Origin of the sequence: Thermanaerovibrio acidaminovorans DSM 6589, from assembly GCF_000024905.1 — a bacterium.
GTDB classification, from domain to species: domain Bacteria; phylum Synergistota; class Synergistia; order Synergistales; family Synergistaceae; genus Thermanaerovibrio; species Thermanaerovibrio acidaminovorans.
In genome coordinates, this window is sequence record NC_013522.1 from 221,950 (window position 1) to 234,890 (window position 12,941).

The 12,941-nt window shown below is 66.4% G+C and carries 13 protein-coding genes; 4 read left to right on the plus strand and 9 right to left on the minus strand.

Annotated elements, in window-relative coordinates:
* Window positions 1-14: 14 nt before the first annotated feature.
* Complete coding sequence (locus TACI_RS01000; protein WP_164925084.1) at window positions 15-1,178, minus strand: HD-GYP domain-containing protein; 1,164 nt, start codon at window positions 1,176-1,178, stop codon at window positions 15-17.
* Window positions 1,179-1,333: 155 nt separating this feature from the next.
* Between TACI_RS01000 and TACI_RS01005 the strand changes: the two genes are divergently transcribed.
* Both TACI_RS01005 and TACI_RS01010 read left to right on the plus strand, forming a co-directional pair.
* Window positions 1,334-2,890 (plus strand): ABC transporter substrate-binding protein, encoded by a 1,557-nt coding sequence (locus tag TACI_RS01005; RefSeq protein ID WP_012868958.1) that lies wholly within the window; start codon window positions 1,334-1,336, stop codon window positions 2,888-2,890.
* 53 nt (window positions 2,891-2,943) lie between these two features.
* The gene (locus tag TACI_RS01010) at window positions 2,944-4,428 is read left to right on the plus strand and encodes an AMP-binding protein (RefSeq protein WP_012868959.1); all 1,485 of its coding nucleotides are present in this window, start codon (window positions 2,944-2,946) and stop codon (window positions 4,426-4,428) included.
* A 70-nt stretch (window positions 4,429-4,498) separates the two neighbouring features.
* Here the strand turns inward: TACI_RS01010 and TACI_RS01015 are convergent, their stop codons facing one another.
* Genes TACI_RS01015 through TACI_RS01030 form a run of 4 tightly spaced genes read right to left on the minus strand, consistent with a single transcriptional unit; the run spans window position 4,499 to window position 6,995 of the window.
* The gene (locus tag TACI_RS01015) at window positions 4,499-4,942 is read right to left on the minus strand and encodes an MOSC domain-containing protein (RefSeq protein WP_012868960.1); all 444 of its coding nucleotides are present in this window, start codon (window positions 4,940-4,942) and stop codon (window positions 4,499-4,501) included.
* On the minus strand, window positions 4,929-5,381 hold the full coding sequence (gene nifU, locus TACI_RS01020) for a Fe-S cluster assembly scaffold protein NifU (protein ID WP_012868961.1): 453 nt from the start codon (window positions 5,379-5,381) through the stop codon (window positions 4,929-4,931). Before nifU ends, TACI_RS01015 begins: the two co-directional genes overlap by 14 nt.
* Before the next feature lie 14 nt (window positions 5,382-5,395).
* Entirely contained in the window at window positions 5,396-6,562 is a 1,167-nt protein-coding gene (nifS, locus tag TACI_RS01025; protein WP_012868962.1) for a cysteine desulfurase NifS, read from the minus strand.
* A complete protein-coding gene (locus tag TACI_RS01030; protein ID WP_012868963.1) occupies window positions 6,555-6,995 on the minus strand; it encodes an RrF2 family transcriptional regulator in 441 nt (146 codons plus the stop codon). Before TACI_RS01030 ends, nifS begins: the two co-directional genes overlap by 8 nt.
* 178 nt (window positions 6,996-7,173) lie before the next feature.
* On the opposite strand from TACI_RS01030, the gene phnD reads away from it, so the two are divergent.
* Complete coding sequence (gene phnD / locus TACI_RS01035; protein ID WP_012868964.1) at window positions 7,174-8,898, plus strand: phosphate/phosphite/phosphonate ABC transporter substrate-binding protein; 1,725 nt, start codon at window positions 7,174-7,176, stop codon at window positions 8,896-8,898.
* A 3-nt stretch (window positions 8,899-8,901) separates the two neighbouring features.
* Here the strand turns inward: phnD and TACI_RS01040 are convergent, their stop codons facing one another.
* Entirely contained in the window at window positions 8,902-10,341 is a 1,440-nt protein-coding gene (locus TACI_RS01040) for a DUF4403 family protein (protein WP_164925085.1), read from the minus strand.
* Window positions 10,342-10,412: 71 nt separating this feature from the next.
* Here TACI_RS01040 and TACI_RS01045 point away from each other — a divergent pair, with 71 nt between their 5' ends.
* Complete coding sequence (locus TACI_RS01045) at window positions 10,413-10,610, plus strand: hypothetical protein (RefSeq protein ID WP_012868966.1); 198 nt, start codon at window positions 10,413-10,415, stop codon at window positions 10,608-10,610.
* 51 nt (window positions 10,611-10,661) lie between these two features.
* Here TACI_RS01045 and TACI_RS01050 read toward each other — a convergent pair whose 3' ends face one another.
* The 3 genes from TACI_RS01050 to TACI_RS01060 form a co-directional block, all read right to left on the minus strand.
* Window positions 10,662-11,207 carry a nitroreductase family protein gene (locus tag TACI_RS01050; RefSeq protein WP_164925285.1) on the minus strand — a complete coding sequence of 182 codons (546 nt, stop codon included), beginning with the start codon at window positions 11,205-11,207 and terminating at the stop codon, window positions 10,662-10,664.
* 23 nt (window positions 11,208-11,230) lie between these two features.
* On the minus strand, window positions 11,231-11,662 hold the full coding sequence (locus TACI_RS01055) for an FKBP-type peptidyl-prolyl cis-trans isomerase (RefSeq protein ID WP_012868968.1): 432 nt from the start codon (window positions 11,660-11,662) through the stop codon (window positions 11,231-11,233).
* 66 nt (window positions 11,663-11,728) lie between these two features.
* On the minus strand, window positions 11,729-12,925 hold the full coding sequence (locus TACI_RS01060) for a GGDEF domain-containing protein (protein WP_012868969.1): 1,197 nt from the start codon (window positions 12,923-12,925) through the stop codon (window positions 11,729-11,731).
* Window positions 12,926-12,941: the final 16 nt, after the last annotated feature.

Below are 12,941 nucleotides of genomic sequence, written 5' to 3' on the forward strand. Positions count from 1 at the left end.
GGACTCGATCGATCTTAGACGTCCAGCGCCCGCTTGATGAACAGCTTCCGGTGGACCTCCTTGTGGAGCTCGATTATCCTGGTGGTCCCGTCGGGCTCCTTGACCATTATCTTGGGCTGCAACAGGTTCCCCTCCGTGGATGCCGCCACGGTTCCGATGGTCCCGTCCGACAGCTCCACCACCGATCCCGGGGGATATATGCCCATGCCGCTGAGCAACACCTTGCAGACCTCCGGGTCGAAGTGGGTCTCGTTGGCGCTCATGACGAAGTTGAAGGCCGCCTTGGCGGAGACCGCCTGCTTGTAGGACCTGTCACTGGTCATGGCGTCGAAGGTGTCCGCCACCGCCAGGATCCGGGCGATCAAGGGGATGTCCTTTTCCGTGAGGCCGTCCGGGTATCCGGAGCCGTCCCACCGCTCGTGGTGGTGCCTTATGCCCAGCAGGATGTCCGGGTCGTCCACCCCCGACTCCCGGGCGATCCGCTCGCTGTGGAGGGGGTGCTGGCGGATCAGCGCCCGCTCCTGGTCGGACAGGGGCTCCGACTTGTCCAGCACCTCCTTGGGGATGGCGGTCTTCCCCAGGTCGAAGAGCAGCCCCGCCCTTATGGCCTTGTCCACCACGGGTTCCTGGCATCGGTTGATCTCGCAGAGCCTCTTGGCCAGGTATCCCGCCAGGAGCGAGACGTTGAGGCTGTGGGTGTGGGTGTAGCTGTCCGCCCGGTCCGCCGAGGCCAGGGAGTAGAGGATCTGGTTGGTCCTGCGGATCTCGTCACCCAGCATGTTCCCCAGCCGGTCCACCTCCCCCTTGGGGAAGTTGAACTTTTGGTCTATGGTGAGCCTGGAGAACACCTCCGACAGGGTGTCGCTCACCTCCTGGCTCACCTTGGGGTCCACGGTCTCGAAGGAGGAGTCGATCTGCTTGAGCAGCTCCCTCATGACCCCCTTGTCCACCCGGTGGGAGAACTCCAGCTCCACCTGGTCTATCCCCTCCGCCTTGAGGGACGACACTAGCCGCTCCGGGTTCCTGAACTTGCCCAGGATCTCCCCTATGGGGACCTTGTTGGGCACCAAGAGGGCGCTTCCGGAGGAGCTGAAGATGTTCTTGACGAACACCGCGTCCGGGTAGGACGCTATCTCCTCCACTGGGACTGTCCTTCTGTAGCTGGCGGTATGCTTCACTTCCGATTCCTCCCTGGGGAGGTCCCCCGTGTGATTCTATCCGGACTTAAGTATATATGAAAAACAAAAGATTTGCACACCTCTAGGGGCCCGGCTCCCGTCCCTTTATCGGGTGGTATAAAATTGGACTTAAGCTTGGAGATGGGGGAGATCCTTTGGACCAGTCGATGGCGCTAGACCGGATAGGGGAGATATTGGACAGGTACGGCCGGGAGCTGTTGGAGGACCCGGACAGGCTTCAGCATCTGCTGGAGGGGGAGTGGGGAGCAGGCCGGGAGTGGTTCTTCCCCTTCGTGATGGCGGTCCGGACCGCCCGGGAGGTGGGCTACTCCATGCCCCTCAGCTCCCCCATGGGGGCGGTGGTGGCGGACGCGATGGTGGATCGGTTCGGGATCGACCCGGAGACCGCCCGATGGGCCTCCTCCGGCCTGGTGTTGCTGTCCCGTCGCCACTACGGGTCCAGCTCCGAGGTGACCCGGTCGCGGGTGGTGGACCTGGAGGGGGTGCCCCGGCGGAGGCCAATGCTCTCTCCCAGCCAGATCTTGTGGGCGGTCATGGGGCTCCTGTGGTTCTTCGCCGCCCTGTCGTTCGGGGTCTACCGGATGTTGGCGGACCGGAGGCCCGAGGGGGGGGAGTTCCGGATAACCCTGATGGCCCCCCTGACCGGTCCTGGGGGCCCCGCGGGGCAGGCCATGCTGAGGGCCGGGCAGCTGGCGGTGGAGCAGGTTAACGCTCAGGGGGGCATAAGGGGCTATCGGGTGAGGCTCCTGGGCTTCGACTCCTTCGCCCCCGACGGGGCCGGTGCGGCGGAGATGGCGGACCGGATGAAGGCCAAGACCAGGCCCCACGTGGTGGTGGCGGCGGTGGGGGACGCGGGGGCCCTGGAGCTGGTGAATTGGAGCCAGTCCACCCTTACGCCGGTCATAGCGCTGGACGCCAAGGATCCCAAGGTGCCGGCGGTTAGCCCCTACAAGCCCAACCCCTTCATGTTCGCCCTCCTGGCGGGGCCCAACGTGGAGGGCAGGTCCCTGGCCCACCTGGTCTCCAGGGGGCTGAACCGGCGCCGGGTCCTGCTGGTCTTCGACGGTGGAAGCCCCAGGTCCGTGGAGGCCCAGCGCCGGTTCGAGTCCGCCTTCCCCGCCGCCGGTGGGGAGGTGGCCAACCGGTTCGACGTGTCCCAGGGATCCCTGGACCAGCTCCAGCGGGTGTTGGACGAGGCGGCCCTGGCTGAGTCGGACTCGGCGGTGGTGGCCCTGGTGTTCGATCACCGGCTGGTGGACCTGGCGAGGATCCTGAGGCTCCGCTTCAGGGGCCCTTTGGTGGGGCTGGGGCTTCCCAGGGAGGCCCACCTGGAGGCGTTTCGCAACAGCTGGTGGCTGGACGATTTGGCCCCCGGGGACGTGTACGTCCAGCCCTTCGTGGTGGCCTACCGCCAGAGGTACAAGGAGCAGCTGCCCCGGGATCTGGTGGCCCCGGCGGTGCTGAGCTACGACGGGGTCCGGTGGGCGGCGGACGCCATATCCAGGGCCTCCTCCTACCGGCCGGAGGGCATAAGGTATGCGCTGGCGGACACCAGGTCGGTGCCGCTGGTGCACGCCACCCTCACCATAGACCCATCGATCCACGCCCCCTCCAGCAAGGCCATGGCGCTCATATACGTGGGCGACCGGGGCCCCGCCTTCCAGCGGAGGATATGGGTGAGGGGCCGCTGAAGATGCTATAATTAAAAAATGCCGTTTGTAGAAGATGCGAGAGGGGAGAGTCCATGGATCGTTTGGAGAAGTTCCTGAAGGGCAAGCTTGAGGAGTCCCCGGGGACCAACTGTTACTGGTGGAAGGGCCAGTGGAGGACCAGGCGGGACCTGGCGGACCTGGTGGTCCATTCCAGGAGGACCCTGGAGGAATCGGGTTTCCGGGAGGGTATGAGGCTGGGGCTCATGATGCCCAACTGCCCCATGGTGTTGGCCCTTTCCATAGCGGCCTGGAGCCTGGGCGGGGCGGTGGCCCCCCTGAACCTCCGGTCCGGCTTCGAGGGGCTCATGAGGCTCATATCGATGCTGGACCTCCACGGGGTGGCCTTCATGGAGGACCGGCCGGAGATAGGGGAGGGGCTCAAGCAGGCGGGGATACCCTCGTCCCCCTGTGGCCTGGAGGGGCCCTTGCGGCCCTTCACCGGCCGGGGGGCCTCCCAGCTGGACCTGCCGGACGTGGCGGTGATCTTCAGCACCTCGGGCACCACCGGCCTCCCGAAGGCGGTCCCCATATCCCACCGGAACATAATGAGCAACGTGACCGCCGTGATAGATCACGTGGAGTTCCTCCGCCCCGGGGAGGTGCTCCTGAACGCCCTTCCCAACTTCCACACCCTGGGCTACAGCGTGGCGGGGATGTTGCCCCTCATCGGTGAGATATCCCAGGCCATCATTCCCTCCTTCATCCCCCCGGATCAGGCGCTGGCCGCCATCAACGCGGCGGCTGTCACGGGGATAATCGCGGTCCCCACCATGATATCCATGCTGGTGGGCTCCGTGGCCAGGGGTGGTGAGCGGCCTCGGGGGGTCAACTTCGTCATCTCCGGGGGGGACAAGCTGAACGTGGAGATGGACCGCCGGTGCGGCGAGCTGCTGGGGGCCCCCATCCTGGAGGGATACGGGCTAACCGAGTGCTCTCCTGTGGTGGCGGTGAACCGAAGCTACGATAAGCGCCGGCTGGGCACCGTGGGCCCCATAGTAAAGGGCTACGAGTGGCAGATAAGGGACCTGAACGACAACCTCCTGGAGGATGGGAGCGAGGGGGTCCTGTGGGTCAAGGGACCGTCGGTGACCGCCGGCTACTTCAGGGACCGGGAGAACACCCAGGCCCGGTTCAGGGACGGCTGGTTCAACACCGGCGACGTGGTCCGGATCGACCCGGACGGCTACGTTACCATCCTGGACAGGGCCACGGACATAATCATCGTTGGGGGCTTCAACGTCTACCCCCAGGAGGTGGAGCTATGCCTCCTGGAGCACCCGGCGGTGGCCGCCGCGGTGGCGGTGGGGGAGAGGAACAGCATGACCGGTGAGGTTGTAAAGGCCTTCGTGGTGCTGAAGGAGGGGGCCTCCGCCTCGCCGAGGGACATCATCGACTTCGCCAAGGATAAGCTGCCCCACTTCAAGGTGCCCCGCAAGGTGGTGATCCTGCCGGAGCTGCCCATCTCCAGCACCGGCAAGGTCAGCCGCCGGGCGCTCAGGGAGATGGACGCCCAGTAGAGAGCCGTCGTCGGATCTAAGGGAAGGGTTCGAGGGTGGCCATGGCCCCCCTCGAACCCTTCCCGGACCCTCAGTCTAGGACCGTGACCGGGTCGCCGGTGCGCACCAGCCCGGACCGGAGCACCCGGCAGAAGATCCCCCTCCGGGGCATTATGCAGTCCCCGGTGGTGTGGTAGATCTGGCACCGGGTGTGGCACTCCTTGCCTATCTGGGTAACCTCCAGCAGCGCCTCCCCAACCTGGATCCTGGTGCCGATGGGCAGCGAAGACAGGTCTATGCCGCTCACCCCAATGTTCTCCCCGAAGCTGCCGTTCACTATGCTGGACAGCTTTTCTGCCATCATGTCGATGTCCTCCTGGGCCAGCAGGCTCACCTGTCGGTGCCAGTCACCCCCGTGGGCGTCCCCCTCCAGGCCGAACCCCTCCAGGATCCGGGCCTGGTCCACCCGGTGTTTGACGGTCCCCTTGGATTCGGACAAGCAGACCGCCGTGACCCTCCCCTCAGTCCGCGGCACGGCTCTCCATCCCCTCCTCGTCTTCGTGGTGGGAGAAGCAGCTCCCCCCCGTGGGCTCCGGAGACTCACCCCGCTGGCGCCTCAGGTAGTCCTCGATGGCGGCCCTTATGCCCTGCTCCGCCAGGAGGGAGCAGTGGACCTTCTCCGGTGGCAGGCCCCCCAGGGCCTCCGCCACGTCCTTGTTGGTCACATTGAGGGCCTCATCGATGGTCTTGCCCTTCACCATCTCGGTCACCATGGAGCTGGTGGCGATGGCGGCGGCGCAGCCGAAGGTCTGGAACCTTACGTCCTCTATCTTACCATCCCTTATCCGGAGGTATATCTTCATCACGTCCCCGCACTTGGGGTTCCCCACCTCCCCCACCCCATCCGGGTCGGGCAGCTCCCCCACGTTCACCGGGTTCATGAAGTACTGGACCACCTTCTCGCTATAGGCCATGACAGATCATCTCCTTACGCCTTCTTGTAGGGGGACATGTCCCTTAGGGTCTTTATTATGGGGGGAAGGACCGACAGCACGTGATCCACGTCCTCCTGGGTGGTGTCCTTCCCAAGGGTGAGCCGCAGCGACCCGTGGGCCAGCTCGTGGGGGAGCCCTATGGACAATAGCACGTGGCTGGGGTCAAGGCTGCCGGAGGTGCAGGCGGACCCGCTGGAGGCCGCCACCCCGGCGAAGTCCAGCCGCAACACCATGGCCTCCCCTTCCACCCGGGGGATGCAGAAGCTGGCGTGAAAGGGCAGTCGATGGGTCCTGCTTCCGGTGACGAAGGAGTCCTCCACCGACGAGAGCACCCCCTCGATAAGCCGGTCCCGGAGCTGGGCCTCCCGCTCGTGCTCCCCCTTTGAGAGCCTCTCAGCCGCCATCTCCGCCGCCATGCCGAAGCCCACCACCAAAGGCACGTTCTCCGTGCCGGACCTGAGGCCGAACTCCTGGCCTCCCCCGTGGATCAGGGGGGTGAGCTTTATGCCCCTCCGGACGTACAGGGCCCCTATCCCCTTGGGACCGTACATCTTGTGGGCCGCCATGGTCAGCATGTCCACCGGCAAGGACCGGACGTCCAGTGGCATGTGACCCGCCGCCTGGACCCCGTCGGTGTGGAAGAGCACCCCCCGCTCCCGGCAGATCCCCCCCAGCTCCCCGATGGGCTGGACGGTGCCGATCTCGTTGTTGGCGAACATGATGGACACCAGGGTGGTGTCAGGCCTTATGGCCCCCCTCAGGTCCTCGGGGGAGACCAGCCCCTCCCGGTCCACGGGCAGCACCGTCACCTCGAACCCGTTCTTGCCCAGCCACTTGAAGGCGTCCAGCACCGCGTGGTGCTCTATGGCGCTGGTTATTATGTGCCTGCCCCGGTCCCTCATGGCCCAGGCGGCGCCCTTTATGGCCAGGTTGTCCGCCTCGCTCCCGCCGCCGGTGAATATGATCTCCTTGGGCTCCGCCCCTATTAGGGACGCCACCTGACCCCTCGCCCGGTCCATGGCGGATCGGGCCTCCTTCCCCCAGCCATGCAGGCTGTTGGGGTTCCCGTAGTGCTCGGTGAAGAAGGGCACCATGGCCTCCACCACCTTGGGATCCACCGGGGTGGTGGCCGAGTGATCCATGTAGACCCGCCTACTCATCTTCGCTTACCTCCTCTGCTGTTATCCCATCCACCAGGTCCTGGAAGGTGGTGCCGTCGTAGACCTCCTCCAGGGCCCTGGCAGCCCTAGCCCAAAGAGGCCTGAAGCTGCACTGGCCCGAGAGCCTGCAACCCCCCCGCCCTATGAGACAATCCACCGGCGAGAGGGGCCCCTGCACGTCCCTGATCACGTCCCCGATGGATATCTCCCAGGGTGGACGGGCCAGCACGTAGCCCCCCTCCCGCCCCCGGAGGGACTCCACGTAGCCCATGGCCTTCAGCTCCGACAGGATCACCTCCAGGAACTTCCTGGGTATCCGTTGGGCCTCCGCTATGCGGGCTATCTTCACTGGCCCCGCCCGGTATTGAACCGATAGCTCATATAGGGCCCTCAGAGCGTACTGGGTCTTCTGGTTGACCCCAATGGGGACCACCCCATCTCTATCTTTTTGGTAGATATTACACCCCCCGGGGCGGGAAGTAAATACCCCCGTGCTGAATTCCGGATTGAACCCCACGGTAGGTTGAATTAGAATTTCTCCCGAGACCTATGCCCGGAGAGAGCCAGAGAGGGACACCAATTGGCCCCTGGGGGGCGGGAGGTTTTGCCGCATGAGGTCACAAGTGGATTCCACGTCTTCCCTTCTGCTGGACGCGATCGAGAGCGTGGGGATAAAGGCCCAGCAGTCCTTCTCCGACGGGGCCCTTCAGGGCAAGGCGGCGGAGGAGCTGCGCCAGGGGGTCCTGTCCATCCGGGACCGGGTGTCCTCCCTGTCCAAACGTATGGGGGAGGTCTCCGGGGACGTGATGGGCCTTTCGGAGGAGCTGAAGCGGCTGGAGGCCTTCTCTGTGGAGGCCTCCCAGGCGGAGGCCAGGTCCAAGGACCTCATCGGCGGCGCCCTGGGGGAGATGTCCCAGATGCAGCGCTTCCTGGAGGCCATGGAGGCCTCCTCCCGGGCCAACCAGGAGCTCCTCTCCGGCCTTGTCCAGGCGGCGGAGCAGGTGAGCGGCCTTCTGTCCCAGATAGGCAAGGTGACCCGGCAGACCCAGATGCTGGCCCTGAACGCCGCCATAGAGGCCGCCCGGGCGGGGGAGGCGGGCAGGGGCTTCTCGGTGGTGGCCCAGGAGGTGGGGAACCTGGCCCTCTCCACCCAGGACATAGCCCGACGGATAGATGCCTCCATGGGGGACCTGAAGTCAAAGCTGGCGGAGGTGACCCGGGCGCTGGAGGGCACCCGGGACGGGCTGAGCCAGGGAAGCTCGGCCCTCAGGACCACCTCCTCATCGGTGGAGGAGGCGGGGAGGGCGGCGCTCGAGATGGGGGGACGCCTCAAGGAGATGGCCCAGATGGTGCTCCGCCAGTCCAAGCTGGCGGAGGAGGTGGCCCAGAAGACCGCCTCCATGTCCCAGGAGGCCCTGGAGGCCTGGTCCACCACCGCCCAGATGGATCGGCTCCTGACCAAGGAGGCCCAGTCTGCCAAGCGCCTTAGGGATGGGTTGAGGTCCCTGGTGGCCCTGGTGGAGACCCTTCAGGGCCGTTGCGCTCAGGTAAGGCCCCAGGATGAACTGTGGGTGGGCTTCACCCCCTTCACCTCCCCGGAGGAAATAAGGGACTCCTACGGCCCCATCGTGGAGGCCCTGGCGGACCGGATGGGCAAGCGCTGCCGGCTCTTCGTATCCTCCGACTACGGCTCCCTGGGAGAGGCCCTGCGGGATGGGCGCCTCCAGGTGGCCTGGTTCTCCCCCCTGGCATACGTGGTGGCCGCCGAGAAGGTCCCCATGAGGGTGCTGGGGATCCCCAAGGTCAAGGGCAAGCCCTCCTACCGGGGGCTGATAATAGCCAGGAAGGACTCGGGCATAGGCTCCATAGGGGACCTCAGGGGAAGGAGGTTCGCCTTCGTGGACCGGGCCAGCGGCTCCGGCTACCTCTACCCCCGGGTGCTCATGGCCAAGTCCGGCCTCAACCCCGACCGGGACCTGGGGGACGTGGCGTTCCTGGGCACCCACGACCGGGTGATCGAGGCGGTGCTGGCCGGGGAGGTGGATGCTGGGGCCACCTACACCGACGCCTGGGACGCGGCGGCCAAGAAGATGAACCTTTCGGAGCTGGCCATCGTGGCCACCACCGATGACATCCCCAAGGACGCGGTGGCGGTGCGGGCCGACTCCCCGGAAGAGGAGATCTCCCGGGCCTCCGGTGCGTTGCTGTCCCTGTCCACCCAGGACCCACGGTGCGGCGGGGCCATGAGGGCCCTGGGGATCGACGGGTTCGTCCGGGGGGACGACTCAATGTACGATGTCATAAGGGAGGCCCAGAGGATGGCCAAGGGCTCCTAGGGATCATCGAGGGACCCACCGTAGCGTGGCGTCCCCCTCCAGCATCAGGAGCAGGACCAACCCATCGCGGGTCACCGAGACGGAGTCCAGCGTCACCCGCCTCACGGACCCGTCGATGCGAACCTCCCCCCCGATGGAGCGGTCCCTCAACATGGCGTCCAGGGACCGCTCCAGCTCCTCCAGCCTCTCCCCCATGGGGAAGACCGCGGACGCCTCCAGGGCCTTGAGCAGCTCCGGCCGGATCACCCAGCTGGCCGCCCGGGCCAGCCCCCGGATGGTGCCCGGGTCGAAGTCCACCTCCTCGATCCGGATGGTGCGGCTCTCCCGGTCCCACCGGGGGACGCCGGTGACGTACCCGGTCCCCTGGATGCGGCGGGGGAGGAACCATGGCCCCTCCGACGCCTCCAGCTGGACCGCCAGGGTGAGGGCCTCCCCGTTGGGGCGCACCTCCACCCCACTTATCTTTACGCTCCCGCGGCCCCCCAGGGGGATGGACCTGCCCGCCAGCTCCCGGTTGAGGATCCGGTTCATGGCCTGGTACCCAAGCGTGGCCGCCGCCTGGATCCTGAACCCGCCCCCATCGGATCCCCCCTCCTCCGGGGAGGGCAGTGGGGTCAGGTCCCGGGAGGCGGGGAGATCGGTGGTGATCCCCACCCGGGCCCCAATCGTAACGTCCAGCAGGACCCCCCGGGGGGTCACCTCCACCGGCGGTACCCGGATGGAAAGGGGAGACACCATAAGCCACAGCGGGGGATCCTCCGAAAGGGCCACCGGCTCCTGGAGCTCCCGCCACCGTTCCTCAATCAGCCCCTTGAGTCCCAGCTCCCGGTCGATCCAGGCCTCCATCTCCCCCCGTCTCCGGCGGACCGTGTCCTCCACGAACCGGTCCGCCGCCCCCTGGAACGTCATGGACACCCCCAGGATCTCCGCCCTGGGGGGCTCCCGCCACTGGACCCAAACCTTGAGATCCGGTGCCACCCGCCAGTCCCGGTCCACCCGGGGCCTGGTGGATAGGCCTATCACCGGGGAGCCCTGGGCGGACACGGAGACCGGGATGGATATCCCCAGCACCTCCCCGGAGCCGGTCACCTGGGCCTGGAACCGGGCGGGGACCGATAGGGTAAGGCGCCCATCCCGGGCTATCACCGCCACGTCCCCCTGACGCTGCACCCTGTAGCGGCCGATCCCCCGGAAGGCCCCCTCCCGGATGGGGCCGGAGCCGGTCATCTCGGACGGTATCCCCCGGTCGGCCAGAGACCTCAGGTCCTCCATTGAGACCCAGATGGGCACCTGAATTCGGGAGACCGGGGGCGGCGGTAGCTCCCCCGGGGGGGTCATCTCCGGCCTCTCCACCTGAATTGACCCCCTGGGGGCCATGACCAGCCAGCCCAACGGGGTCCCAATCAATGCCAAGAGAATCAGGAACCGGTGCAGTGTTTTCACCCCATCACCCCTTCAGCTATCCTAATCCAAACGCACCCGGCGTGTCCCGGGATCAATCGGAGGTGATCGCCTTGTACCTGCTCTTTCGCCTGTCGGGGCTGCTCGCCCTCTTGGGGCTCTTGGGGGCGGCGGTGACCGGCCTCGGGGGGGCGATCCTGAGGAGGCTGGTGGATCCCCGGCGCATTCTTAGGCTCCACCGGGCCCTTGGGATCCTGGGGGTCATCGGGGGGCTGGTCCACGGGGCAATCTACTGGACCCAGTTTCGCTGATCCAAGATGACGGAAGGGGAAGGGACCCTCGGCCCCCTCCCCTTCCGTTCCCTACTCTTGGAGGAAAGTCCAGACCTCCTCCGCGGGCCTACGGACCCGCTCGGGCACCCCGAGCCCCTCCGGGGGGTACCCCATGGCCACCATAAAGAGGGGCCTCAGGTCCCCGGGGAGGTTCAGCAGGGACCCGACCGCCTTGAAGTTGAAGAACCCGAGCCAGCAACTGCCCACCCCCTCGCTGGCCCCCTGGAGGATAAGGTGTTCGGTGGCCACCGCCGCGTCGCAGGGGGCGAAGGGGACGCCGCCGATGAACTGACCGATCCGGGCGGTCCAGGGCAGGGGGGTAGAGACCACCACCACCAGCACCGGCGCCTTGGCGGCGAAGGAGTTCATCCTGTAGGGCCCCCCGAAGGCGGCCTCCGCCAGGCGCCCCCTCATGGGCTCCCGATCCGCCACGAAGAACCGCCAGGGCTGTCCGTTGCAGGCCGAGGGGGCCAGCCGGGCGGCCTCCAGGCACCGCTCCAGCACCTCCCGGGGCACCGGCCGGGGGTCGTAGCGCCTCAGGCTGTACCTGGCCTGGGCTATGGCCAGGAAGTCCACGTAGGGCAACGCCTGCTCCCTCCCTAGGACCTCTGGATCCCCACCAGGGTGATCTTGAAGGTTAGGTCCTTACCCGCCAGCGGGTGGTTGGCGTCCAGCGTCACCGTCTGGTCCTCCACGGCGCAGACCGTGGCGGCCATGTCCTCCCCGGAGGGGAGCGAGAGCCGGACCACCATCCCCTCCTGGGGCTCGAAGGGGAAGGCCTCCCGGTCAAGGCTGAAGACCAGCTCCTGGCTCCATGGGCCGTAGGCCCTGTCACTGGGGATGGTGACCTCCTTGCTCTGCCCCTCCTCCATGTCGATCACCGCCCGGTCGAAACCCTCGATGACCGACCCGGAGCCCACCACGAACTCCAGGGGGTCCCTCCCCTCGGAGGAGTCGAACACGGTCCCGTCCGCCAGGGTGCCGAGGTAGTGCACCTTCACAGTGTCGTCCTTCTGAGCCTTTAGAGCCATCTCATCACGTCCTTCCTTGTGGACCCCTTGGGGTCGTGGGACCAATGGTACCAGCAAAACCGATCCTTAGCCACCGATCCCCTGGTCCGCCGACACCGCCTCCAGGTCCCTCTCCCGGGGGATCATATCCTGGTGGAAGACCTCCACCCGGTTCCTTCCGAGCCCCTTGGCCCGGTACAGGGCCGCGTCCGCGTCGTCCAGGAGGGCGTACATGGTCTTCTGCCCCTCCAGCTTGGCCAGACCCACGCTGACCGTGTAGGAGATCCCCATGACGGAGGCCCTCTCCGCCTCCGCCCGGATCATCTCCGCCGTCTCCAGTGCCTGCGGGTCCGACAGCCCGGTGAGCAACGCCCCGAACTCCTCGCCGCCGTATCGACAGGTGAGGTGGCAGGGTAGCACCTTGGCCATGATGAACGCCAGGTCAGCTATTATCTCGTCCCCCGCGGAGTGCCCGAAGGTGTCGTTGATGGACTTGAAGTGGTCTATGTCGATCATCATGGCCCAGAGTGGTGTCCCCTCCTGCCTGGCCCGGCGGAAGAGGTCCTCCCCAATCCGGGTGAAGGCCCGCCGGTTGTAGAGGTGGGTCAGCGGGTCCTGGTCCGCCATGATCCTCACCTGTCGTAACGCCATCTCCTTCTTGAGGAGCCCGTAGGATATGGCGCTGACGGTGGATATGGCGAAGGCCCCCAGGATGGAGAGCACCTGGGGGAGCGCCGGATCTGACAGGGCGTAGCGGGAGATGCTGGTGAGCCACACGGCCCTGAACCCCAGGACGAGCCCCATGGACAGGTAGAAGCCGGTCAGCACCCGTCTCAGGGGAGATGACCTGGGACATGACACGAAGAACCAGCCGCTTGCCACCATGAGGGCCCCGTGGACCAGGGTCCCCACTAGGAACATGGCCTCCCGGGATATGAGACCTAATGGCTCCAGGGCCACCGCCCCGCTGAAGAGAAGCCACGCTGACAGGTAGATCCGACGGAAATACCTGGGGGCCCCGCCGGATATGGCCACCAGGGAGGCGGAGTCGAGGCATATGCCGGCGAACATGGCACAGTTGCCCACCAGGACCGACAGCCCATCGGGCAGCACGTCCCGGTAGAAGATCATGGTCCAACCGATGATCTGAAGGACCCGCCCGGACAGGAACGACAGGTCCCGCCTCTCCGGGTCCTTCATCAGGTCCGCCCCGAGAGCCCCCAGGGCCGCCAGCTGAACCACTATGAAGGCCAGAATCAAGCTGTAGGTGTCAACCAACCGCAAGCCCCAAGTCCCCCCG